The 22,752-nt window shown below is 71.9% G+C and carries 19 protein-coding genes and 1 pseudogene; 8 read left to right on the top strand and 12 right to left on the bottom strand.

The features are described 5' to 3' along the window. Positions 1-118 precede the first annotated feature (118 nt). Positions 119-2,293 carry an EAL domain-containing protein gene (locus ACFYY6_RS15915; protein ID WP_351521239.1) on the bottom strand — a complete coding sequence of 725 codons (2,175 nt, stop codon included), beginning with the start codon at positions 2,291-2,293 and terminating at the stop codon, positions 119-121. Beyond that, entirely contained in the window at positions 2,290-3,108 is an 819-nt protein-coding gene (locus tag ACFYY6_RS15910) for an SAM-dependent methyltransferase (RefSeq protein WP_351631287.1), read from the bottom strand. The genes ACFYY6_RS15915 and ACFYY6_RS15910 overlap by 4 nt, the downstream gene beginning before the upstream one ends. A 1,572-nt stretch (positions 3,109-4,680) precedes the next feature. Between ACFYY6_RS15910 and ACFYY6_RS15905 the strand changes: the two genes are divergently transcribed. Then, entirely contained in the window at positions 4,681-4,872 is a 192-nt protein-coding gene (locus ACFYY6_RS15905; RefSeq protein ID WP_351521235.1) for a hypothetical protein, read from the top strand. Between the two features lie 17 nt (positions 4,873-4,889). Then, complete coding sequence (locus ACFYY6_RS15900; RefSeq protein ID WP_389193589.1) at positions 4,890-5,657, top strand: hypothetical protein; 768 nt, start codon at positions 4,890-4,892, stop codon at positions 5,655-5,657. Positions 5,658-5,845: 188 nt separating this feature from the next. On the opposite strand, the gene ACFYY6_RS15895 is transcribed toward ACFYY6_RS15900, so the two are convergent. Then, entirely contained in the window at positions 5,846-6,688 is an 843-nt protein-coding gene (locus tag ACFYY6_RS15895; RefSeq protein WP_389193586.1) for a polysaccharide deacetylase family protein, read from the bottom strand. Positions 6,689-6,969: 281 nt separating this feature from the next. Here ACFYY6_RS15895 and ACFYY6_RS15890 point away from each other — a divergent pair, with 281 nt between their 5' ends. The 3 genes from ACFYY6_RS15890 (at position 6,970) to ACFYY6_RS15880 (ending at position 9,785) form a co-directional block, all read left to right on the top strand. Next, a complete protein-coding gene (locus tag ACFYY6_RS15890) occupies positions 6,970-7,431 on the top strand; it encodes a universal stress protein (protein ID WP_389193583.1) in 462 nt (153 codons plus the stop codon). A 109-nt stretch (positions 7,432-7,540) separates the two neighbouring features. Continuing rightward, a complete protein-coding gene (locus tag ACFYY6_RS15885) occupies positions 7,541-8,962 on the top strand; it encodes an amino acid permease (RefSeq protein WP_388649148.1) in 1,422 nt (473 codons plus the stop codon). 268 nt (positions 8,963-9,230) lie between these two features. Next, entirely contained in the window at positions 9,231-9,785 is a 555-nt protein-coding gene (locus ACFYY6_RS15880) for a sigma-70 family RNA polymerase sigma factor (RefSeq protein ID WP_351521226.1), read from the top strand. On the opposite strand, the gene ACFYY6_RS15875 is transcribed toward ACFYY6_RS15880, so the two are convergent. Then, positions 9,734-9,931: a zf-HC2 domain-containing protein gene (locus tag ACFYY6_RS15875; RefSeq protein ID WP_351521224.1), complete on the bottom strand. Its 198-nt coding sequence runs from the start codon at positions 9,929-9,931 to the stop codon at positions 9,734-9,736. The two genes, ACFYY6_RS15880 and ACFYY6_RS15875, sit on opposite strands and share 52 nt — an antisense overlap. A 125-nt stretch (positions 9,932-10,056) precedes the next feature. Here ACFYY6_RS15875 and ACFYY6_RS15870 point away from each other — a divergent pair, with 125 nt between their 5' ends. After that, a complete protein-coding gene (locus tag ACFYY6_RS15870) occupies positions 10,057-10,638 on the top strand; it encodes a hypothetical protein (protein WP_386607487.1) in 582 nt (193 codons plus the stop codon). 18 nt (positions 10,639-10,656) lie between these two features. Here the strand turns inward: ACFYY6_RS15870 and ACFYY6_RS15865 are convergent, their stop codons facing one another. From ACFYY6_RS15865 to ACFYY6_RS15835, 7 genes are all read right to left on the bottom strand, one after another. Next, a complete protein-coding gene (locus ACFYY6_RS15865; RefSeq protein ID WP_351521221.1) occupies positions 10,657-11,865 on the bottom strand; it encodes a histidine kinase in 1,209 nt (402 codons plus the stop codon). After that, on the bottom strand, positions 11,862-13,343 hold the full coding sequence (locus ACFYY6_RS15860) for a cation acetate symporter (RefSeq protein WP_360111498.1): 1,482 nt from the start codon (positions 13,341-13,343) through the stop codon (positions 11,862-11,864). The genes ACFYY6_RS15865 and ACFYY6_RS15860 overlap by 4 nt, the downstream gene beginning before the upstream one ends. Then, positions 13,340-13,702 (bottom strand): hypothetical protein, encoded by a 363-nt coding sequence (locus ACFYY6_RS15855; protein WP_351521217.1) that lies wholly within the window; start codon positions 13,700-13,702, stop codon positions 13,340-13,342. The genes ACFYY6_RS15860 and ACFYY6_RS15855 overlap by 4 nt, the downstream gene beginning before the upstream one ends. A gap of 64 nt (positions 13,703-13,766) precedes the next feature. Next, positions 13,767-14,519: a LytTR family DNA-binding domain-containing protein gene (locus tag ACFYY6_RS15850; protein ID WP_351521215.1), complete on the bottom strand. Its 753-nt coding sequence runs from the start codon at positions 14,517-14,519 to the stop codon at positions 13,767-13,769. A gap of 92 nt (positions 14,520-14,611) precedes the next feature. Beyond that, on the bottom strand, positions 14,612-15,472 hold the full coding sequence (locus ACFYY6_RS15845; protein ID WP_351521213.1) for a DNA-formamidopyrimidine glycosylase family protein: 861 nt from the start codon (positions 15,470-15,472) through the stop codon (positions 14,612-14,614). 97 nt (positions 15,473-15,569) lie between these two features. Then, positions 15,570-16,958: a wax ester/triacylglycerol synthase family O-acyltransferase gene (locus tag ACFYY6_RS15840; RefSeq protein ID WP_386607485.1), complete on the bottom strand. Its 1,389-nt coding sequence runs from the start codon at positions 16,956-16,958 to the stop codon at positions 15,570-15,572. Between the two features lie 262 nt (positions 16,959-17,220). Then, positions 17,221-19,287: a SpoIIE family protein phosphatase gene (locus ACFYY6_RS15835; protein WP_386607484.1), complete on the bottom strand. Its 2,067-nt coding sequence runs from the start codon at positions 19,285-19,287 to the stop codon at positions 17,221-17,223. Positions 19,288-19,553: 266 nt separating this feature from the next. Here ACFYY6_RS15835 and ACFYY6_RS15830 point away from each other — a divergent pair, with 266 nt between their 5' ends. Beyond that, positions 19,554-20,921: an FAD-dependent oxidoreductase gene (locus ACFYY6_RS15830; RefSeq protein WP_386607483.1), complete on the top strand. Its 1,368-nt coding sequence runs from the start codon at positions 19,554-19,556 to the stop codon at positions 20,919-20,921. Between the two features lie 78 nt (positions 20,922-20,999). On the opposite strand, the gene ACFYY6_RS15825 is transcribed toward ACFYY6_RS15830, so the two are convergent. Continuing rightward, on the bottom strand, positions 21,000-22,052 hold the full coding sequence (locus ACFYY6_RS15825; RefSeq protein ID WP_389193578.1) for a chitinase: 1,053 nt from the start codon (positions 22,050-22,052) through the stop codon (positions 21,000-21,002). Between the two features lie 187 nt (positions 22,053-22,239). Between ACFYY6_RS15825 and ACFYY6_RS15820 the strand changes: the two are divergent. Continuing rightward, positions 22,240-22,530: pseudogene (locus ACFYY6_RS15820) on the top strand (iron chelate uptake ABC transporter family permease subunit); the annotation flags it as partial. Positions 22,531-22,752: the final 222 nt, after the last annotated feature.

Genomic DNA, 22,752 nt, shown 5'->3' with positions numbered 1-22,752 from the left:
CGGGTGTCCCCGACCGGTCGAAGGGCACCCGACAGCTCCGCGCGGGGCCGACGGCGCCTCCGGTCCCGGGCCGCCTCGTATCCCCCGCCACCCGGCGGACGTCCGTCGGCCGCCCCGCTCACACCGCGTCGGCCAGCAGCAGCGAGTGGATCCGGTCCGGAGCGCCGGGCCGCGCGTAGTACCAGCCCTGGGCCGTGTCGCAGCCCAGGTTCCGCAGCTGCTCGGCCTGCGCCCCGGTCTCCACTCCCTCCACGGTGACCGCGAGGTCGAGGCTGTGCGCCAGCGAGACGATCCCCTCGACGATCTTCAGGTCGACCGGGTCCGCCGGGTGCCGCTGCATCCCCTGTGTGAAGGAACGGTCCAGTTTGAGCACGCTGACCGGGAGCCTGCGCAGGTTCGCCAGGTTCGAGTAGCCCGTGCCGAAGTCGTCGAGGGCTATGTCCACGCCCATGTCGGCCAGTTGACGCAGCGGCTTGAGCAGGTCGTCGTCGGCCCCGATGAGCGCGGACTCCGTGACCTCCAGGCAGAGCGCCCGTGGTTCCAGCCCCGACCGCTCCAGCACGTCGACGGTCTCGGCGACCAGACGCGGATGGTGCAGCTGGGTCGGCGAGACGTTGACGTTGATCCGCAGCGGGCCGCCGTCGCTGTGCCGCTCCTGCCAGAAGTTGGCCTGGCGCACCGACTCCTCCAGCACCCAGCGGCCGAGCGGCACGATCAGGCCGGTGTGCTCCGCGAGCGGGATGAACCGGTCCGGACCGAGCACTCCGTGCTGCGGATGGCACCAGCGCACCAGGGCCTCCGCCCCGTGCACCGTGCCGTCGCCCAGATGCACGAGCGGCTGGTACTCGATGAAGAACTCGCCGCGTTCCAGGGCCGCGGGCAGGGCGGTGGTCAGCCCGTGCCGGGTGATGGCGCGGGCGTCGGCCTCGGCGTCGGCGAGCTCGAAGCGGTTGCCGCCCGCGGACTTGGCCCGGTACATCGTGATGTCGGCGCTGCGCAGCACCTCCGCGGCGCCCCGTTCCCGGGCCGGCCCCTCGACGATCCCGATGGATCCGCGCACGGTCAGCTCGCGGCCCTCCAGCCGGACGGGGACGGCGAGCGCGCCCAGGATGCGGCAGGCGAGTTCGTCGACCTCCTTCTGGGTGTCGGGTCCGGTGGTCAGCGCCACGAACTCGTCGCCGCCGAGCCGGGCCACCATCTCCCCGGGCGCGGTGGCGCAGCTCTGCAGCCGGTCGGCCACCTCGACCAGCAGCCGGTCCCCCGCCGCGTGCCCCAGGCTGTCGTTGACCGCCTTGAAGCCGTCCAGGTCGAGGTAGCAGAGCCCGAAGCGGCTGCCGTCCTCGGCGCCCAGCGCCTTCTCCAGCCGTTCGAAGAACAGCGTCCGGTTGGGCAGGCCGGTGAGCGCGTCGTGGGTGGCCTCGTAGCGCAGCCGCAGGTTGAGCAGCCGGCGCTCGGTGGTGTCCTCCATCAGCGCCAGCTGGTACTCGGGCCTGCCTTCGGCGTCCCGCAGCAGCGACACCGTCAGATTGGTCCACAGCACCGTGCCGTCGTTGCGGTAGAACGGCTTCTCGACCCGGAAGTGGTCGCGCTCGCCGCGTACCAGCTCCCCGTAGTACTTGCACACCTGCGGCGAGTCCTCGGGGTGCACCCACTCGTCGACGCGGCGGCTGAGCACATGGTGTTCGAGCCCGCCGAACATGCGGGTGAGGGTGTCGTTGATCTCCAGCACATTGCCGTCCAGGTCCGCGATCCCGATGCCGATGGCGGCGTCGTCGAACACGGCCCGGAAGCGTGCCTGGGTGGCGTGCAGGGCCTGCTCGGCCTGGGTGCGGGCGGTGAGCGCCGAACGGGCGATGGCCTCCTGCTCGGCCAGGGTCCGCTCGCGCAGCGCCTGGGTGAATCCGCCGGCGACGGCGTGCTGGATGCGGGAGCAGCGGGCCCGTGCGTCCTCGGTGGGCAGGGCGGTCGCGCCGCTGCCGCCGCAGTAGAGCACCAGGTACGAGTCGATGACGCCGAGCGTGCTGCTGAGCGCGTCCGGGTCCGTGCAGTGGACGGCGACGAGGGCGCCGCCCACCGCGCCCGCGGGAACCGCGTCGAAGGGGCGCGCGTGCAGGATGTCGCTGAGCGTGCGGGCCAGCGGCAGCAGATGCTGTTCGAACTCCGTGCGCGTCAGGGAGGTGGCCGTCGAGGGGAAGATGGCCCGGCTCCAGATCGTGGCGAATCTGCGGAGCCGGTCCTCGGCACCGTCGGCCTGCGTGGCGGACGTTCCGGACGACTGGGCGGGGATGCTCACGCCTTGCGTCCCACTCCGCCGAAGCCCGAGAAGGCGAACGGATCTTCCTGCTCCGGCGCCGCGGGGTTGTCGGGCCGCCAGTTCGGCATCGCCACGAGTCCCGGCTCGACCATCTCGTACCCCTCGAAGAACCGGGCGACCTCGTCCCGGGACCGCATGATCAGCGGGCTGCGGATGTCCTCGTAGACGCCGACGGCGGCGCCCGCCCGCTCCTTGCTGAGCGGTATTCCCTCGTACGAGGCGTGGGTGATGACGACGAGACTGCCCGGGGCGAGTGCCTCGCGCAGTTCGGCGACCGCGGCCTGCGGCTCGTCGGAATCCTGGATGAAGTGGAGTACGGCGACGAGCAGCAGGGCCACCGGGCGCTCCAGATCGAGCAGTTGGGTGATCTCCGCGTTCTTCACGATCTCCCGCGGGCGGCGGAGGTCGGCGGCGGCGACCACCGCCCGTTCGTTTCCCTCGAGTACGGCCTGACTGTGCGCGACCGCAACGGAATCGTGATCGACATATGCCACCCGGGCCTCCGGATCGGCCGCTTGGGCGACTTCGTGCACATTGCCGAAAGTCGGTATTCCGGATCCGATGTCCAGGAACTGGGTGATGCCCTCGTCCACCGCGTATCGCACGGCCCTGCGCATAAAGGCCCGATTCGCCTGCATGATCTTGGGGAGCCCCGGCATGAACTCCATGGCCTTGCGAGCCGCTTCCCGGTCCACCTCGAAATTGTGCGATCCGCCCAGATAGAAGTCGTACATGCGGGACACGCTCGGCACCGAAATGTCTATGCCTTGCGGTGCCCAGGCGGGACGCTCCATCGATGTCTCCAACAAGTCGCCACGGCGATCCGGCCATGTTCATGGTCAGTGTGGACCAGAGGCTACTGATCGACCGCCAAGAGAGCGAGCGGAAACGGAAATTAGCCGTCCGTTATTGGTCACACACCAGTGGCATGTGCAACCGCTCCGTCGCTGCGCGTGACATTCACGAGGCCCTCCGTCATCGTGAAGTAGCGCCGCCCGATGGGCAACCACCCACCGGCGGAAGGGCCCGAAGAGGGTGCGTGTCATCCGTCTCCCGTACACGTCCACCGGCGTTTACCGGGCCCGGCGCCATCACGTCGTCACATCACCGAAAAAGGTACAGACCTGACGGTCGGGAACAGGTACGGACCATAGTGGCGAACGGTTCCCTCCGTTCCCCGGACCGAATGGCGACGGCAAATCCCTTACCGGCGGATCCTTTCCCTCTCCCTTTTACCACGGGGGCAACGACCGGCCATCACCGCAGGCACACTCGGCACCGACGTGGCCGCGGACAGCTTCCTTCTCGAACCGGTGGGCGCACCATGCCGTACCGTCCCGCGGTCACGACTTCGAGTTCCGGTCGGTCGCGGGGCAAATGCCCGGGAAGACGTCCGGGTTCGGACCGAACGGACCTTCGGCTTCGACCGTGAAACCGGCCCTCGCGCGCGGTCCGGACCGTCCGACGGACCCCACCGTCGAGGCACCGGCGCGTTCCCCGCGCGCTCCTCGAAATCCCTGCGCCTTCGCGCGGTCACCATCGCAACGCGGCGCGGGCCTCCCGGCCACATCGCAGCCGAATGGTATCCCAGCGGCTCCGCCGCGAACGCGGTCGGGGACCGCCCGGCGCTGGTGCCGCTCCCGGCAACGTTTGCCCCGTCGCACCGTCCGGCACTCACTCCCCCAAGGCCTCAAGAGCCAGGCGGCGTTGGCCGAGAGCCCACGGAGCCCTTCCCCGAGCTCTCGACTTCGTTCGAGCAAGGAAGACCCCGTCCGAGGGCTTTCGGCCGCCTTGCGATCAATGGGGTCTCCCCTGCTCGAACAAGGCTGAGAGCTTGGGGAAGCACCGGACGACGCTCCTTCCGGGCAAACCTTGCCGGTCACGGCACTAGCAACGGACGCGTGGGTGCGGCTCCAAGTCCCCTTTGGTCCCGCGTTGTTCAGAGAATTCCCCGGCGCCGCAAGCGCTCCGCCGTCATGTCCCACCATCAGGGGAATATCGGCTCCTTCACCGCGTGCCGCGCGAGCGGCGGGAACATGCTCCCGCTCGTGTACGGATCATTCATAGCCCGGTCGGCTTCCGCCGCGGTGCTCCTCTGGCTGTTGTCCGCCCCGGTACCCGCGGGAGCGGACAGCTGCGCGTACGTCACTCTCGGGGAGGACGGCGGGACTTCGGCCGTCGCCGTGGCGGGCGGCGGCCCCTGTCGCACGAGCCCGCCGCAACCGCCGCCCCCGAGTCCCGCGCCACCGCGTCCGCCGTCGCCTCCCCCGTCACCGCCGCCGGCCCCCGCGCCGACCCCAGAACCGGCCGCACCGCCGCGTTCCGCATCACCCCGTCCCGAACCCTCACGCCCCGGACCGAGAGCCGTGCCACCCTCCCTGTCGCCCGCCCCCTCCGCACGTCCCGCGCCGGCCGCGCCCCGGCCCGTGGCGTACCCGGACTACCGCAGGCCGTCCCGCAAGGTCCCGCGGCACGGCCCCTCCCTGATCACCCTGACCCTGCTGATCACGGCCCCCGCGGTGTTCGCCGTCGCCGTGCTGCGCCCCCGCTCCCGATGACCTCCGGAGAGACATCCATGTCGGAATGGCTCGTTCTCGCTCTCGCCATGGCCGCGGTCAGCGCCGTGGTCCTGACCATCGCCGTGCTCAACAACCGCCGGGTCGCGGCGGACGACGACCCGTCCCAGACCCCCGACGTCATCGAGTACATGGTGATGATGATCGGCGTGGTCTACGCGATCGTGCTGGGCCTCGCGATCGCCGGCGTCTGGGAGGGCCGCAGCGTCGCGCAGGAATACGTGCGCCAGGAGGCCCAGGCGCTGCACGAGGTGAGCGCGCGCTCCTCGGTCTACCCGGCCGAGGTCCGCAAGCGCATCCGCGCCGATGTCGACGCCTATGTCGCCCATGTCGTCCGTCACGAGTGGCGGACGATGGCCGAGCACGGCTCCCTCGATGCCGAGGGCACCCGCCTGCTCGACCGGGTGCGCGCCGACGTCACCGACTACCGGCCGGCGAACGACCACGAGGCGGAGTCCTACCAGCCATTGGTCGACCGGGTCGCCGCGGCCGACGACGCGCGCGGCGCACGCGGGCAGAGCGCCGGCGCGACCATGCCCGGCGTGGTCTGGTTCGGCCTCGTCATCGGCGCGCTGGTGACCGTCGGGCTGATCTTCACGCTGCAGATCCGCAGGACCCGCCGCGAACTGCTGCTGGCCGGCCTCTTCAGCGCCCTGATCGCTTTTCTGCTCTTCCTGATCTGGGACTTCGACACCCCCTTCGGCCGGGGCATCTCGGCCACCGCGGAACCGTTCCTCGACCTGTTCCCGGGCGTGGCGGGCACGTAGGCCCCGCCGTCGAACTGCCGTCGTTCGGGCCGGGGCCGGGCCGTACGACGTCCGGTGCGTGTGATCGCGGGGCCGGAGGATCGTCCTCGTACCGGATGCACGAGGACGACGCCGACGACTCCGCGAACGTGCGGACCGGCCGGCGCACGACAGGCGGCGGTCCGACGACAGTGCCCGGCCCCCGACGGTCAGCGGCGGCGCGGCACCGTGATCCGGTAGCCGTGGTCGAGCAGTTCCGGCAGATAGCGGCGCAATGCCGACACACTCTGCGAACGGTCGCCGCCCGCGTCGTGCGACAGCACCACGGCGCCGGGCGCCGCCCCGTCGCGGACCCTGCGGATGATGGTTCCCGCTCCTGGCTCGGTCCAGTCGAGCGTGTCGACGGTCCAGGCCATCGGCTCCATGCCGAGATCGGCACCGATCTCGAAGGAGTTCCGGTCCCATGCCCCGTACGGGGCCCGATACCAGACCGGCGGGGTGCCGGTGGCCTTCTCGATCACCTCGCTGGTACGGCCGAGTTCGTCGCGCACCCCGGCCCGGGACAGCCGGGTGACCAGGGGATGCGTCCAGGAGTGGTTCCCGACGGTGTGCCCGTCCGCGGCGATCGCCCGTACCAGGTCCCGGTACTCGTCGGCCGTCTCGCCGCAGACGAAGAACATCGCGCGGACATCGTGTTCGCGCAAGGTGGCGAGGATGCTCGGGGTGTAGCGCGGGTCGGGGCCGTCGTCGAAGGTGAGCACCATGGCGCGCCCCAGCTCCGGCAGGCGTTCGAAGGGCCGGGTGCGGACCGGGGGCGCCGCCGGGCGGAAGTGGGGCGGGGCCCCCGCGGTCATGGGTGCCAGCCGGTAGGAGGAGCGCGCCTCTCGCAGGGCCGAGGAAGGACCGGCGGCACCCGCCCGCTCCGGCGCGGGCGACCGGACCGGCGTGCCGGCCGGATCCGCGGCGATCACGCGCAGGGCACCGGCGGTGCCCAGTCCGGCGGCCAGCCGCAGCAATGCCCTGCGCCCCGGCATCCTCTGATCATTCTTCATGACCAACTGCTCGCACGTCCGCCGCCCCGCGCCGATCAGCGACACCGGCCCCCGTTGGTTTTGCACCTGATGGGGGGAATGCCTGCAACGCGAGCGGAGTCCCGCCCCGACGCGACCGCCGTCGGCACCGGTCGCGGTTCCGGCGACTCCCGCCGCCCTCCGCGTCGCGTCCGGGACGCGTCGCGTCCGGCCCCGGGGGCGCGGCACAGGCCCTCGCCACGGCCCGTGCCGTACCCCCGCCCGCTCCCGGCACCGGAGGCCGGACGGATAGCCTCGCTGCCGTGACAGACCAGCAGCGCCATGGGTTCGAACGTGGCACAGATGGACCGAAAGTGATCGTCGCCGGACTCGACGGGTCCGATTCTTCGATGCGTGCCGCGGCCTACGCGGCGGGGCTCGCCCGTCGGCAGGGAGCCGTGCTCGCCCTCGTCTACGTCCAGCCCGTGTTCCCGGCGGGAGCCGCGCTGGGCGCGCCGGTCACCGACGCGACCGAGGAGGTCGCGGAGGGTCTCGCCAACGAGATCCGGGAGGCCACCGAACGAACGAAGGACATATGGGACGTGCGGTGGGAGTTCCATACCTTTCGCGGGGATCCCTACAACGGTCTCGTGACGGCGGCGGACGAGCTGAAGGCGGACGCGGTCGTGGTGGGCGCCTCGGAGTCGGCCGGTCACCGGTTCATCGGTTCGGTGGCGGTCCGGCTGGTGAAGGCGGGGCGTTGGCCCGTCACGGTGGTCCCGTGACAGTCGCGGGCTCCCCGCCCCGGCCCGACGGCACGCCGTCTTTCGAACGGACGTCGCCTGGGCCATCATGAGCGCCCGTCAGCGACATCCGTCAGCGGAGAGGTGACTCATGGCCGGGCTGCGAGTGGGCGAGGGCGTGCTGCGCCGCAAGCCGATCGAGCAGATCGACGAGCGGGCGCCGGCGGGGGACGCCACCACCCAGCTCAGCAGATCGCTCGGTCTGTGGCAGCTCACGGCGATCGGCGTGGGCGGCATCATCGGCGCGGGCATCTTCACGCTCGCCGGTACGGTCGCGAACGGCACCGCCGGGCCCGCGGTGCTGATCTCCTTCCTGATCGCCGGCGTGGCGAGCGCCGCCGCCGCGTTCAGCTACGCGGAGTTCGCGGGCCTGATCCCGAGGGCCGGGTCCGCGTACACCTACGGCTACGCGGTGCTCGGGGAGCTGGTCGGCTGGTTCATCGGCTGGGACCTGCTGCTGGAGTACACGGCGATCGTCTCGGTGGTGGCGATCGGCATCTCCGGCTACTTCGGCTTCCTGCTCGGTGAGACGGGACTGAAGCTGCCGGCGTGGATGCTGGGAGCGCCCGGCACCGGGGACGGTCACCGGGTGGACCTGTTCGCCGCGCTGCTCTGTCTGCTCGTGGCATACCTCCTGACCCTCGGCATCAAGAACGCGGCCCGCTTCGAGACCGTCGTGGTCGCGCTGAAGGTCCTCGTCGTCCTGCTCGTCATCGGCGTCGGCGTGTTCCACGTCAGCGCGGCCAACTACCACCCCTTCTTCCCGTTCGGGGTGAGCGGTGTCTTCACCGGGGCGGCCACGGTCTTCTTCGCGGTGTTCGGCTACGACGCCATGTCGACCGCCGCCGAGGAGTCCAAGGACGCCCAGCGGCACATGCCGAAGGCGATCCTGTACTCGCTGGCCATCTCGATGGTGCTGTACGTGGCGGCGTGCCTGGTGCTGACGGGCATGCAGAGCTACAAGGACATCGACCCCGAGTCGGGCTTCTCCTCCGCGTTCAAGTCGGTGGGGCTGAGCAGTCTTGCCGATGTGATCGCGGTGGGCGCGATCATCGGCATCCTCACGGTGATGTTCACCTTCATGCTCGGGGTGACGCGGGTGTGGTTCTCGATGAGTCGTGACGGGCTGCTGCCGAAGTGGTTCGCCAAGACCCATCCGACCCGGCACGTGCCGACCCGGGTGACCTGGATCGTCGGCGGGGCGTCGGCCGTGATCGCCGGGTTCCTGCCGATCGGCGAGGCCGCCGAGCTGACGAACATCGGCATCCTGCTGGCGTTCGTCGTGGTGTGCGTCGCGGTGATCGTGCTGCGGTACAGGCGTCCCGAACTGCCGCGTACCTTCCGTACCCCCGGCATGCCGTTCGTACCGGCCCTCGGCGTGGTGTTCTCCCTCTGGCTGATCACGTTCCTGCACTGGCAGACCTGGGTGCGGTTCCTCGTGTGGTTCCTGGTGGGTCTGGTGATCTATTTCGCCTACTCGTACCGGAAGTCGGAGATGGCGAGGACTCCGTAGGCGAACACACCTCGGACGGCCTGGGCGTCCGTACGGGATCACCCTGGACCACCGGACTGACCGGACATCCGTTCGAAGTCGGACGGCGGGCCGCCGACCGTCCGTCGCCCGCCCGCCGTCCGCCGGACCGTTCACCGCACCATTCGCCGCACTGTGCGACCGCTCGTCGCACGACACCGCCCGTCGCCTGTTCCCGGGCGCCCCGATGCGTTCGGATACGCCCGTCGACAACGAAACGGCAGGGCCGGCGCGGGGAAGGGCGTTCACGATGACCACCATGACGACGGACGAGCGGGCCCTCGCGGATCTCCAGCGGGAGCACGGCCCCGCCCTGTTCCGCTTCCTGCTCGGGCTGACCTTCGGCGACCGGCAGCGGGCGGAGGACCTGCTCCAGGAGACGCTGGTGCGGGCCTGGCAGCATCCGGAGGCCTTCGACGCCCCCTACGCGTCGATGCGGCCCTGGCTGTTCACCGTCGCCCGGCGCCTCGCGATCGACGCGCGGCGGTCCAGTCAGTCCCGGCCCAACGAGGTCAGCGACGTGGTGCTGGAGGCCACCGTGGGCGAGCACGACACCGCCGAAGCCACGGTCGCGGCGCTGGACGTGCGCGAGGCGGTGCGCGCGCTCAGCCCGGAGCACCGCGCGGTCCTCGTCCAGATGTACTTCCGCGGGCTGAGCGTCGCCGAGACGGCGGAGGTCCTCGGCATTCCGGCGGGCACGGTCAAGTCGCGGTCCTACTACGCGCTGCGCCGGCTCTCCCGCAGCCTGCCGGGCTACTCCGGCAGATCGTCCTCGGTCAGCAGCGCGAGCAGCGAGGCGGCCTGAGCGACCTCCACGTAGTCGGCGGCACAGGCGTCGCAGGTCCGCAGGTGGCGGGTGACCATGCCCGTCTCGTCGACGGCGAGCGCGTCGAGGACGTAGGCACCGAGCAGTCGCCGCACGTGCGGGCTCTCGCGGGGATCTGCGGTCATCGCGTCCTCGGATCGTGGGCGGGTCCGTTCGTGACGGATCCTGTGCTTCTGGCCACGCGGGCCGCGCCGCCCCGGTTCAATGCTCCGTGAAGCCCGTTGCCGAGAACGGAAAGAGGCGAGACGGGATGCGCCCGGAACGTCAGGACGGAACCAGTGACGGAACCGGCGACGGAACGGGCGGGGGCGGGCTGCCGGTCCCGATGGCCTGGATGTGCGCCGAGTACGTCGCGGACGAACTGCTGCGGGCCGGCGATCTGATGGAGCCCGGCACGCTGGAGTACCGGGCGGGCCACGACGCGCTCGCGCTCACCGTCTTCCTCTCCGGCATCAGCGGCCCCGGCCACGGCCACGGCCTCCGTCCTCCCGACGACGGGACGGCAGGAGTGCTGCCCACGGCGCGGATGGACGAACTGCGGCTGCTGACGGCGTACGGCACGGCCTGGCGCGACTGGGTCCGGGAACGGCTCGACGCGCGGGAGGCGGCGCCGGGGCCGGTGGGCGGCACGGCCCCGGACGTGGCGCTGGCCCGCGCGGCCTGGCGGTGGCTGGAGGAGACCGAACTGCTCGCCGCCGACCTCGACGCGATCGGTCCGCCGCTCCCGGACCCGGCCGACGGCGCGGAGGAGACCGAGGAGAGGGCCCGGATGTGGATCCCGGCCTGGCAGCTGGGCCTGCCGCTGGGGCATCTGGCGATCCATCTCCACTGACCGACCCCCGTCCGGTGATCAGGAACCGTGCACCCCCGCGCGGTACTTCGGCAGCCGTGCGGTGATCTTCATCCCGGCGCCGACGCCCGTCTCGATGACGAGCCCGTAGTCGTCGCCGTACACCTGGCGCAGCCGTTCGTCGACGTTCGGCAGACCGACGCCCGTGGACCTGCCGCCCTCGCCGCGCAGGATGCGGCGCAGGCGCTCCGGGTCCATTCCGGCGCCGTCGTCCTCGATGACGACCTCGGCCTCGGACCCGGCGTCGAGCGCGCGGATGGTGATGTGGGTCGGGGTCTCCTCGCCGCCCCGGTCGGCGGCTCCTTCGAGGCCGTGCTTGACGGCGTTCTCGACCAGGGGCTGGAGACAGAGGAACGGCAGCGCGACCGGCAGCACCTCGGGGGCGACCTGGAGGGTGACCGAGAGCCGTTCGCCGAACCGGGCCCGGACGAGCGCGAGGTACTGGTCGATGGAGTGCAGTTCGTCGGCGAGGGTGGTGAAGTCGCCGTTGCTGCGGAACGAGTAACGGGTGAAGTCGGCGAACTCCAGGAGGAGTTCGCGGGCCTTCTCGGGATCGGTGCGGACGAACGAGGCGATGGCGGCCAGGGAGTTGAAGATGAAGTGCGGGGAGATCTGGGCCCGCAGTGCCCTGATCTCGGCCTCGATGAGGCGGGTGCGGGAGCGGTCCAGTTCGGCGAGTTCGAGCTGGACGCAGACCCAGCGGGCCACTTCCCCGGCGGCCCTCGCGAGGACGGCGGACTCGCGCGGGGCGTAGGCGACCAGGGTGCCGAGGACCCGGTGGTCGACGGTGAGGGGGACGGCGACGGCCCAGCGCAGGGGGCAGTCGAGATCGTCGCACTGGCTCGGGAAGGCGGTGTCGCGTCCGCTGTCGAGCAGGCCCCGCACCCGCTCCATGACGTGCCGGCCGTGGTGCTCGCCCGCACCGTCCCAGACGAGGACGCGGTCGCGGTCGGTGAGGCAGAGCGCGTCGGTGCCGAGCAGGGAACGGAGCCTGCGGGCGGCCTTGCGGGCGCTCTCCTCGGTGAGCCCGGCGCGCAGCGGGGGCGCGGCGAGGGAGGCGGTGTGCAGGGTCTCGAAGGTGGCGTGCTCGACGGGGGTTCCGACATCGCTGGGACGGACGGTGCGGGCGGCGCGGCGGCCGAGCAGGAATCCGGCAGTGGGCAGCACCAGGGCCAGCACGACGAGCACGGCGTATCCGGCCCCGGTCATCGGTGTCTCCCCGAGGTCAGTGACTCCGGCAGGTGGAAGCGGGTCATGGCGGCGTTCGTGCCGGGCGGTATCCGGCCGGGCGTGGCCAGGGACACCAGGACCATGGCGAGGAATCCGACCGGTACCGACCAGACGGCGGGCCAGGCGAGCAGGGCGTGCGTCCAGCCGGGCGGGCGCACCGCGCCGCTGACGGTGATGGCAACGGCCAGGAAGGCGGAGCCGCCGCCGAGCAGCAGTCCGGCGATCGCGCCGGGCGGGGTGAGCCGCCGCCACCAGATGCCGAGGACGAGCAAGGGGCAGAAGGAGGAGGCGGAGACGGCGAACGCCATGGCCACCGAGTCGGCCACCGGCACCCGGCTGACCAGCAGTGAACCGGCCAGCGGCACGGACATGGCGAGCACGGTGGCCAGCCGGAAGTGCCGTACGCCCCGGGTGGGGAGAACGTCCTGGGTGATGACCCCGGCGACGGCCATGGTGAGGCCGGACGCGGTCGACAGGAACGCGGCGAAGGCGCCGCCCGCGATGAGCGCTCCGAGCAGATCCCCTCCGACTCCGCCGATGAGCCGCCCAGGCAGCAGCAGCACGGCGGCGTCCGCGTCCCCGCCGCGGACGAGGTCGGGGGCGTAGAGCCTGCCCAGTGCCCCGTAGACCGGTGGCAGGAGGTAGAAGACGCCGATGAGTGCGAGGACGGCGACGGTCGTACGGCGGGCGTCCCGCCCGTTGGGGCTGGTGTAGAAGCGGACGACGACGTGGGGCAGGCCCATGGTGCCGAGGAACGTGGCGAGGATCAGCCCGTAGGTGGCGTACAGCGGGTGGTCGGCGCGGAAGACCGAGAGCTGGTCGTCGAAGGAGACGCTGGGCCGGCCGTCGCCCTGCCAGGCGAGGACCAGGAAGATCGCGGGGACGAGGAGCGCGGTCAGCTTGAGCCAGTACTGGAAAGCCTGGACGAAGGTGATGGAGCGCATGCCGCCCGCGGCGACGGCGATGACGACGACCGCCGCGACGAGGACGTCGCCGAGCCGGCCGGGCGCCCCCGTGAGGATCTTCAGGGTGAGCCCGGCGCCCTGGAGCTGCGGCACCAGGTACAGCCAGCCCGCGGCCACGACGAAGACGCTCACCAGCCGGCGCACCTGCCGCGACTCCAGCCGTCCTTCGGCGAAGTCGGGCAGGGTGTAGGCCCCGGAGCGGCGCAGGGGCGCGGCGACGAAGACGAGCAGGACCAGATAGCCCGCGGTGTATCCGACCGGGTACCAGAGCATGTCGGGCCCGTGCACGAGCACCAGGCCGGCGATGCCCAGGAAGGAGGCGGCGGAGAGGTACTCGCCGCTGATCGCGGCGGCGTTGAGGCGGGGGCGTACGGTGCGCGAGGCGACGTAGAAGTCGGAGGTGGTGCGGGAGATGCGCAGCCCGAAGCCGCCGACGAGGACGGTCGCGGCGACGACGACGGCGACGGCCGTCACCGCGTACGTACGGCTCACTGCGCGGGGCGGCCTTCCACGAGCCGGGCGAAGTCGCGTTCGTTGCGCTCGGCCCGCCGTACGTACCACCAGGCGGCCAGGGTGAGCGGTGGGTAGGCGGCGAAGCCGAGCACGGCCCAGACGGGGGCGTCGCCGCGCAGGGCCTCGAAGACCAGGGGCAGGGTGCCGACGACGACGGCGAGGATCACGAACACGGTGAGCCCGGCCCGAAGCTGACTGCGCATCAGCGATCGGACGTACGCGCCGCCGAGTGCGGTCTGTTCGTCGATCTCCGACTGGGTGCGGTAGCGCGGCAGCGGGCGCACCCGTCGGGGCTCCCCCGTCACCACTTCGCGCCGGGGTGTTGGCTCTGCGGACATGGGCCCGGAGTGTACGCAGCGCGGGACGGCCCTGGGAAGGGGGTGACGTCCGGGTCGCCGCTGGTCAGCGGCTGGTCCGGCGCATCAGCAGATCGCGCAGCGCACGGCTGTGGCGGCGGCTCACGGCGAGTTCCGCGGTGCCGATGCGCACGCTCATGCTGCCCGCGTCGAGCCGGAGCTCGTCGATCCGGCCCAGCGCCACGAGGTGGCGGCGGTGGATGCGCACGAAACCGCGCGAGCGCCAGCGTTCCTCCAGGGTGGTGAGGGGGACGCGGACGAGGTGGCTGCCGGTGGCGGTGTGCAGCCGGGCGTAGTCGCCCTGGGCCTCGGCGTAGGCGATGTCGTCGATCGGCACGAACCGGATCACCCCGCCGAGTTCTACGGGTATCTGGTCGCCCGCGGTGTCGAGCACGGGTGCGGAGCGGTCGCCCACCTGCTCGGCGACGCGGCGGACCGCCTCGGCGAGGCGTTCGCGCCGGACGGGCTTGAGGACGTAGTCGACGGCCTTGAGGTCGAACGCCTGGACGGCGAAGCCCTCATGGGCGGTGACGAAGACGATGAGCGGGGGCGCGGCGAACCCGGCCAGCAGCTGGGCGACGTCGAGACCGGTGAGTCCGGCCATGTGGATGTCGAGGAAGACGACGTCGATGGCGGCGGGGTCGCCGGGGCCGGCGTCGACGGCGGCCCCGATGCGGCGCAGCGCCTCGGTGGCGCCCGACGCGCCCTCGGCGCTGCGGACGCGGGGATCGGCGCGCAGGAGGTAGAGGAGTTCCTCCAGTGCGGGTTCTTCGTCGTCGACGGCGAGTACGCGCAGCATGGGCGGAGTGTAGAACGTGTCCGGGGTCACGGGCCGGGCCTCTGCGGCCGACGGCCCTTCCGGCGGGGCTGTCGGCCGCCGGGAGCAGCGGGCTACTTGAGGAGCCGGGAGAGTCGGCGGTCGGCCAGTGGCCGGCCGCCGGTCTGGCAGGTCGGGCAGTACTGGAGCGAGGAGTCGCTGAACGACACCTCGCGGATGGTGTCCCCGCAGACGGGGCACGCCTCGCCGGTACGTCCGTGGACGCGCATCCCGATCTTCTTCTCGGCCTTGAGTTCTCCGGCCGCCAGCCCGCCGGAGCGTGCGACCGCGTCGCGGAGCGTGTCGCGCAGCACGGTGTGGAGCCGGGTGATCTCGTCCTCGCCGAGACCGGTGGTGGGCTTGTACGGCGACATCTTCGCGGCGTGCAGGATCTCGTCGCTGTAGGCATTGCCGATGCCGGCGATCAGGGACTGGTCGCACAGGGCCCCCTTGATCCGGCGGTTCTCCCCGGCGAGCAGCGCGGCGAACGTGTCGCGGTCGAAGGCGTCGTCGAGCGGGTCGGGGCCGAGGCGGGCGATGCCGGGGACCTCGGCGGGTTCGTGCACCAGGTGGACGGCGAGGCGTTTGGTGGTGCCCGCCTCGGTGAGGTCGAAGCCGTCGCCGCCGGCGAGGACGGTGCGCAGCGCGAGCGGCCCCCTGCCGGGGCGGGGCGGGGCTGCGGGGAAGCTGTCCCGCCATCGCAGCCAGCCGGCCCGGGCGAGGTGGATGATCAGGTGCAGCGTTCCCGCCCGGACGTCCAGGAACTTGCCGTGCCGGGCGGTGCCGGTGACCGTCGTGCCGTGCAGGGCCGCGAGCGGCGGGTCGTACGTCTTGAGGACGCTGACGGCGAGAGGCAGGACGCGGTCGATCTCCCTGCCGACCAGGCGGTCGTCGAGGAAGATCCGCAGCGCTTCGACCTCCGGCAGTTCGGGCATGGTTCCAGGGTGCCGGAAGCGTGGCCCGTACGCCCGTCAGGGCCGTGCGCCCGCCGGAGGCCGTGCCCCCCGTCCGGGCCGCGGCCCGGACGACCGGTCAGGGCACCGGCAGCAGGGCGAGCAGTTCCGCCACCTCCTCGTCGGCGCAGTGCGCGAGCCGGTCCAGATCGGGCAGCGCCTTGCCGTCGGCCACCAGGCCGACGTGCACCCGGCCCCCGTACGTGGAGAGCGCGACGGCCAGGGCCTGGCCGCGGGCCAGCGGCGCCATCGGGTAGACGGCACGCAGCGGGCAGCCGCCGAGCGAGAGGGCCGAGCGCGGCAGCGGCACGCTGGTGACCAGCAGGTCGAAGAGCATCCGGGCCGCGCTGCCCGCGATCGGTGCTCCGAAGCGGTGGGCCAGCGAGGGCAGTTGGTCGGCGAGCACGGCGACGGCACCGGCACCGCGCAGCGGCCCGGCGGCCTTGTTGCGGTCCATGGCCGTGCGCACGCGGTGCAGCCGTAGCCGGGGGTCGGGTTCGCCGACGGGGAGGGCGAGCAGGTAGGCGGAGAGCCTGTTCCCGGTCGCGGCGGGCTGGCCGGGTCTGCGCCGGGAGACGGGGACCAGGGCGCGGGGGTCGTCGACGGGCGGTGTCTCGCCCCGTTCCCGCATCCAGCGGCGCAGTGCCCCGGCGACCACCGCGAGCAGGACGTCGTTGACCGTGCCCCCGGCGGCCCGGCGGATCCGCCGGACGGCGGCGAGGTCCAGGTCCGCGGTGGCCAGCCGCCGGGTTCCGCTGGATCGCGCGGTGAGCGCGGGCGCGCCCCGAAGGTCCAGTCGGCTGGCCCGCACCACGGAGGCGCCGACGCCGAACGCCCGGCCGAGATCCTCGATCCGGCCCAGGGCCAGGCCGGCCACCTGGCGCGGGCCCGGCATCCAGGAGCGGGGCGGCACCGCGCGCGCCCGGACGGACGGCGGAACGCCCGCGGCGCGTCCGGCGAGGGGGGCGATCTCGTCGAAGATCCCGGCGCCGATGGCGACCGCGCGCATTCCGTCGGCGAGCGCGTGATGGAGCTTGACCAGGACGGCGAACGGGCCGCCGTCCGCTCCGCCGATCACGTACATCCGCCACGGCGGACGGCCCCGCTCCAGCGGCCGTTCCATCAGCTCGCCGGCGAGCCGGGTGGCGCCCGCCATGAACCCGGCGTCCCCGCCCAGCGCCTCCTGCCCGGTCAGCCGCACCCGCTCGATGTGCCGACGTACGTCGAAGTCCTTGTCGACGAACCAGGCCGCCCCGCCGACCGGCAGCAGTACGTCCCTGACCCGCATCCGCAGCCGGGGGATCGCGGCGGCGCGGGTCTGCAGCAGCTCCAGGACGGCCCCGGTGCCGCCGCACGCCGTGCCGGGCGCCGGTGAGAAGACGGCGAGCGCGCCCAGATGCATGGGGTGGGCGTCGGACTCCAGGTGCCAGAAGGCCAGATCGAGAGGTGCCAGCAGCTCAGTACCCACCGCGTCCCCAGGTCGTCGAAGTCGAAGGAAAGGAGTCGAAGGAAAGGAGGTGAAAGGAGTGGAGGAGAGGAGGGGAGAGGAGTGGATGGGGCGAAGAAGATCGAGAAGGGCGGGGAACGGACGAACGCCGCCCGACGGTCGGAACGGAGCGGCGCGAGCCATCGGACGGAGACCGACGAAGCCGGTCGGTCGCCTCCCATCACTCACGATCACTGCATAGCCCATCGCGCTCAGCTACTGTCGGGTAGCGCCTGATCGGCGGTCAGTCGCGCCCCGGAATCACGAATTCGCACCACACGCACTTTCCGGTGCCGCGCGACTCCACGCCCCAGAGGTCGGTGAGCCGGTCCACGAGCATCAGCCCCCGGCCGGAGACCCCGGTCTCCCCCGCGTCGCGGCGGCGGGGCAGCGCGCTGGACCGGTCCTCGACGTCGATCCGCAGGCGCCGCTCGGGGCCGGTGAGCACCCTGATCGTCACGATGGCCCCGCCGTCCGTGTGTATCAGGGCGTTGGTCATCAGCTCGTCGGCGGCCAGCTCGACTTCGTCGGCCCGCACCCGGGCCCCCCAGGCCCGTACGGCGGCGCGGATCATGTGCCGCGCGGCGCTCAGCGCCTCCGGATCGCCCTGGGCGACGTGCTGCTGGAGCCGGCCGCCCGGCTGGGGCGCGTGGGTGGCCTTGCGGCCCAGCAGCAGCACGGCCACGTCGTCCTCGCCGCCGCGGTCGTCGACCTCCTCGCAGAGCCGGTCGGCCAGCTTCTGCAGGTCGCACGGACCGTCGCGCACCATGGACGTCAGCAGTTGCATGCCCTCGTCGAGGTCGGCGCCGGGCAGCTCCACCAGCCCGTCGGTGAAGAGCACCAGTGTCTGCCCCGGGTCCAGCTCCATCGTGCCGACCGGGTATTCGAGCCGCCCGAACTCCGCGGAGAGCCCCAGCGGCAGCCCGCCCTCCGCAGGCAGTCTGCGGCAGTCGCCGTCGGTGTCGCGCACGAGTGGATCGACGTGCCCGGCCCGGACCAGCTGCACCACCCCGGTGGCCAGGTCCACCTCGGCGTAGGTGCACGTCGCGAAGCGGTCCGTGTCGAGTTCGTGCAGGAAGACGGAGGCGCGGGCCATGACCGTGGCAGGGCTGTGCCCCTCGGCGGCGTACGCCCGCAGCACGATGCGCAGCTGTCCCATGACGGCCGCGGCATGCGTGTCGTGTCCCTGGACGTCCCCGATGACGGCACCGACCCGGCCGCCGGGCAGCGGGATGACGTCGTACCAGTCGCCCCCGATGTCCCGGCCCAGCCGGGCCGATCGGTAGCGCACGGCAACCTGCGCCCCGGGCACCTCCGGGATCCGGCGCGGCAGCATCGCCTGCTGGAGCCCCTCGGCCAGATCGTGCTCCTGCTCGTAGAGCATGGCCCGCTGGAGACTCTGGGCGATGGAGCTGCCGAGCGCGACCAGCAGATTGCGCTCGTCGGCGGTGAAGCCGTCCTTCTCGCTGTAGAGCAGCCCGAGGGCGCCGATGGGCCGGGCCTGGGCGATCAGCGGCAGATAGGCGGCGGACGTGATGCCGAGGTGGCTGATGTGGGGCCAGAGGATCGGGTACGACTCGGCGAAGTCCGCCGCGGACTCGATGAAGCGGGGCGCGAGCGTGCTCACCACCTCGCTCATCGGGTACGGCTCGTCCGTGCGGGTGTACCGGGTGCCGGGGACGAACGAGCCCTCCGGGCCGTCCGCGACCAGGTGGATGCGCCCGGCCTCGATCAGCCCCACGACCAGGCTGGTCGCACCGAGGTGCGCCAGCCCCTGCGAGTTCTTCAGGACCTCGATCACGTCACGGACCGTGCGGGCGTGGGCGAGCGCGGCCGTGGCCCCGTCCACCAGGCTGGTGCGCCGTCGGCACTCCTGGTCGAGTTCGTGGCGGGCGGTGGAGTCGGCCAGTTCCTGGGTCGCGTCACGGACGATGCCGATGATGCGCCGGGGGCGGCCCGACTCGTCGCGCCGGATGAAGCCCTGGGTGTGGGTCCAGCGCAGGGTTCCGTCACGCCGCTGCAACCGGAAGTACGCGCCGTAATTGCTCCGCCCGCTCTTGAGCGCCTGCGCGACCATCGCGTCCAGGCGCACGCCCTCGTCCGGCGGCACCCGGGCCGCGAGCGACTCCGGCCGGTCGTCGTATTCCTCGGCCCGCAGATCGAACACGTCGAGTGCGGGCCGGTCCATGTGCATGAGGCCACTGTCGAGGTCCCAGTCGAAGCTGCCCATTCGGTTCAGGGCGAGACTGAGATCCGGGTGGGCGGGCCAGTCGTCCGGGAGTGACAGGGCACCCGCTACCCGATCATCCATGACCGTCACTCTGCCATCATTTGTCCGATTGTTCGAGCGAACGCCGGTGCCGCCGGGCGAGTCCGGAGCGCGCCGCCCGGCCCACGGTGCATCCCCTCCCCCGGGCCACGGACACCCCCGCGTCGGCCGGCGCGCAGCACTGCCCGACGCGAGGCCGCAGGTCAGAAGCGGTTACCGTGTCCTGTGGAGCACGGTAAGTCCAGCCTTACCTGCGCCTGCGCCTGCGCCGCACTGCCCGCGTCACCCGTTCTAAGGACCTGCACTCCATGACCCGCCCCGTCCGCGTCGCCATAGTCGGAGCCGGCCCCGCCGGAATCTACGCGGCGGACGCGCTGCTGAAATCCGACGCCGCACAGGACCCGGGGGTGTCGATCGACCTGTTCGAGCGGATGCCCGCCCCCTTCGGCCTGATCCGCTACGGGGTGGCCCCCGACCACCCGCGGATCAAGGGCATCGTGCAGGCACTGCACCAGGTGCTCGACAAGCCGCAGCTGCGTCTGTTCGGCAACGTCGACTACCCCTCCGACATCGGCCTGGACGACCTGCGGACGTTCTACGACGCGGTGATCTTCTCCACCGGTGCCGACCGGGACCGCGCGCTCGACATCCCGGGCAGCACCCTGGAGGGCTCCCACGGCGCGGCCGACTTCGTCTCCTGGTACGACGGGCACCCCGACGTGCCGCGCACCTGGCCCCTGGAGGCGGAGAAGGTCGCCGTGCTCGGGGTCGGCAACGTGGCCCTGGACGTGGCACGCGTCCTCGCCAAGACGGCGGACGAACTGCTGCCGACCGAGATACCCGGGAACGTCCACGACGGGCTCCGGGCCAACAAGGCCCTGGAGGTGCACGTCTTCGGCCGACGCGGCCCCGCACAGGCCAAGTTCAGCCCGATGGAGCTGCGGGAGCTGGACCACTCGCCGAACATCGAGGTCGTCGTCGCCCCCGAGGACATCGAGTACGACCAGGGGTCGATCGAGACCCGGCGCGCCAACAAGCAGGCCAACATGGTCGCCTCCACGCTGGAGAACTGGGCCATCCGCGACGTGGGCGACCGCCCGCACAAGATCTTCCTGCACTTCTTCGAGTCCCCGGCGCAGATCCTCGGCGAGGACGGCCGCGTCGTCGGTCTGCGCACCGAGCGGACCGAACTGGACGGCACGGGGAACGTCAGGGGCACCGGCCGCTTCACCGACTGGGACGTGCAGAGTGTCTACCGCGCGGTCGGCTACTACTCGCGCGAGCTTCCCAAGCTCCCGTTCGACGTGGCCTCCGGCACCGTCCCGCACGTCGCGGGCCGCGTCGTCGAGGGCGAGGAGCCGATGACCTCGGTGTACGTCACGGGGTGGATCAAGCGCGGCCCGGTCGGCCTGATCGGCCACACCAAGGGCGACGCCAACGAGACGGTCGCCTGTCTGCTGGAGGACCACGCGTCCGGCCGCCTGCCGGCCCCGGCGAGCCCCGACCCGGCGGCCGTCACCGCCTTCCTGGAGGAGCGCGGCGTCCGCTGGACCACCCGTGAGGGCTGGCACCGCCTGGACGCGCACGAGCAGGCGCTGGGCGCGGCGCAGGGGCGCGAGCGGATCAAGGTGGTGGAGCGGGAGGCCATGCTGGACGCCTCCGAGCCCCGGCCCTGACCGTACGGGCGGCTCCGTACGGCACGGCGAGGGGGCGGCTCCGCCCGTCCCGGCGGAGCCGCCCGGCTCATGGCGCGCTCAACGGCCCTGGAGCGCCTTGACGTTGTCGCCGAAGGTCCAGTTCCTGGAGCCGTCCCAGTTGAGCGACCAGGTCATCAGACCCTTCAGCCCGTTGCCGTAGTGGTTCCACGCCTGCCCGACCTGACTTGGCGTCATGTGCCCGCCGCCGGCGCCCGTTTGGGCCGGGAGTCCCGGAACCTGCTTGTCGTGGGGCACCTTGATGGTGGTGCCCTGGACGACGAGCCCCTTGTCCAGGCAGTCCGTCTGGGCGGTGAACCCCTGGACCGTGCCCGCCTCGTACGAGTCGCCCGAGCACCCGTACATGCTGCCGTTGTAGTACTGCATGTTCAGCCACCACAGGCGGCCGTTGTCCGCGTACTTCTTGATGATCGGCAGGTACGCGCCCCAGATCGATCCGTAGACGACGCTCCCGCCGGTGACGTAGGCGGTCTCCGGGGCCATGGTGAGGCCGAAGTTCGGGGGCATCCGGTCGAGCACGCCGTCGATGATGCGGATGAGGTTGGCCTGCGAGGCGGACAGCTGGTTGATGTTGCCGCTGCCGGCCAGACCGGTCTCGATGTCGATGTCGATGCCGTCGAAGTTGTACTTCTTGAGGATCGGCACGACCGTGTCGACGAACCGGTCGGCGACCACGCTGGAGCTGAGGTCGATACCGGCGGCCGCGCCGCCGATGGACATCAGGGTGGTGAGTCCCGAGGCCTTCGCCTGGCACATCTCGGCCGGGGTCGGGACCTTGACCGTCGCGTCCATGCCGTCCTCCCACAGCACGGTGCCGTCCGAGCGGATGACGGGGAAGGCCGCGTTGATCACGTTGTAGCCGTGCGCCGTGATGCGGCTGTCGGTGATCGGGATCCAGCCGAGGGGCGGGTGCACGCCGTTGGCCGCGCCGTCCCAGTTCTCCCAGTACCCCTGGAGCACCTTGCCCGCGGGCTTCGACTTGACCGCACAGGTGTCCTCCTGCGCGGCGGCGGGCGTCGCCCCGACCACCATCTGTACGACGCCTGCCACCGCGAGGCCGAGCCCCAGCAGACGCGATGTCCGACCGCTCATTTCCGTTCCCTTCCGGACGAATCGAACGATGAATGTCATGATCCTGACAAGCGCCCGACAAGCATCGACCGCGAGCTCCACGCGCCACGGTGCGCTCACCGTAGGTTGGTCCAGACCTTTCGTCAAGAGGTCTGGACCAGGGGCATTCTCCGTCGTTCGGCATGCACGAGCGGGGTCGGTTGCGGCTGCCGGAGCGGTGCTGGCGATCGTGCTCTCGGCGGGGGCCGTCGCCGTCGCCGGGCCGATCGCCTTCATCTCGCTGACTGCTCCTCAGATCGCCAAGCGACTCACCCGGGTCTCCGGTCCGCATCCGATGCTGTCGGCACTGACCGGTGCGCTGCTGCTGGTCCTCGGGGATCTCCCTGCCCAGCAGCTGCCGTTGCCCGACAACCTGCCGGTCGGCATCTACACGATGGCCATCGGGGGCCTGCACCTGGGCCGACTGCTGGTACGGGAGTTGCGCCGCGGCGTTCTGTGAGACGTGGGACCGAGAGAGCGGGGCGGGGCGCGCGTCCCCGGGTGGCGGCACCGGCTATCCCCGGTGGCGCCACCCCGCCCCGGGCCATGCCGCCACCCGGCCCGGCCCCGCGCCTCGGGGGGGGGGGGGGGGGGGGGACGGAAAAAACAGGAGAGGGTGGATGTGGGTGGAGGCGCCGAGCGGGAAGGGAGGGTGGTAATGGTGGGGGGGGGGGGGGGGCCG

It is taken from the genome of Streptomyces sp. NPDC001750 (assembly GCF_042892615.1).
Taxonomy (GTDB): Bacteria; Actinomycetota; Actinomycetes; order Streptomycetales; family Streptomycetaceae; genus Streptomyces.
This window is presented reverse-complemented; position numbering and strand designations above follow the sequence as displayed.

What these genes read in the sequence shown, in the direction of transcription:
- ACFYY6_RS15870 (WP_386607487.1), top strand. Translation starts at nt 10,057, where the DNA reads ATGCGCCCGGAACGTCAGGACGGAACCAGTGACGGAACCGGCGACGGA.
- ACFYY6_RS15885 (WP_388649148.1), top strand. Translation starts at nt 7,541, where the DNA reads ATGGCCGGGCTGCGAGTGGGCGAGGGCGTGCTGCGCCGCAAGCCGATC.
- ACFYY6_RS15845 (WP_351521213.1), bottom strand. Translation starts at nt 15,472, where the DNA reads ATGCCCGAACTGCCGGAGGTCGAAGCGCTGCGGATCTTCCTCGACGAC.
- ACFYY6_RS15850 (WP_351521215.1), bottom strand. Translation starts at nt 14,519, where the DNA reads ATGCTGCGCGTACTCGCCGTCGACGACGAAGAACCCGCACTGGAGGAA.
- ACFYY6_RS15855 (WP_351521217.1), bottom strand. Translation starts at nt 13,702, where the DNA reads ATGTCCGCAGAGCCAACACCCCGGCGCGAAGTGGTGACGGGGGAGCCC.
- ACFYY6_RS15875 (WP_351521224.1), bottom strand. Translation starts at nt 9,931, where the DNA reads ATGACCGCAGATCCCCGCGAGAGCCCGCACGTGCGGCGACTGCTCGGT.
- ACFYY6_RS15865 (WP_351521221.1), bottom strand. Translation starts at nt 11,865, where the DNA reads ATGACCGGGGCCGGATACGCCGTGCTCGTCGTGCTGGCCCTGGTGCTG.
- ACFYY6_RS15830 (WP_386607483.1), top strand. Translation starts at nt 19,554, where the DNA reads ATGACCCGCCCCGTCCGCGTCGCCATAGTCGGAGCCGGCCCCGCCGGA.
- ACFYY6_RS15835 (WP_386607484.1), bottom strand. Translation starts at nt 19,287, where the DNA reads ATGGATGATCGGGTAGCGGGTGCCCTGTCACTCCCGGACGACTGGCCC.
- ACFYY6_RS15910 (WP_351631287.1), bottom strand. Translation starts at nt 3,108, where the DNA reads ATGGAGCGTCCCGCCTGGGCACCGCAAGGCATAGACATTTCGGTGCCG.
- ACFYY6_RS15880 (WP_351521226.1), top strand. Translation starts at nt 9,231, where the DNA reads ATGACCACCATGACGACGGACGAGCGGGCCCTCGCGGATCTCCAGCGG.
- ACFYY6_RS15825 (WP_389193578.1), bottom strand. Translation starts at nt 22,052, where the DNA reads ATGAGCGGTCGGACATCGCGTCTGCTGGGGCTCGGCCTCGCGGTGGCA.
- ACFYY6_RS15900 (WP_389193589.1), top strand. Translation starts at nt 4,890, where the DNA reads ATGTCGGAATGGCTCGTTCTCGCTCTCGCCATGGCCGCGGTCAGCGCC.
- ACFYY6_RS15895 (WP_389193586.1), bottom strand. Translation starts at nt 6,688, where the DNA reads ATGAAGAATGATCAGAGGATGCCGGGGCGCAGGGCATTGCTGCGGCTG.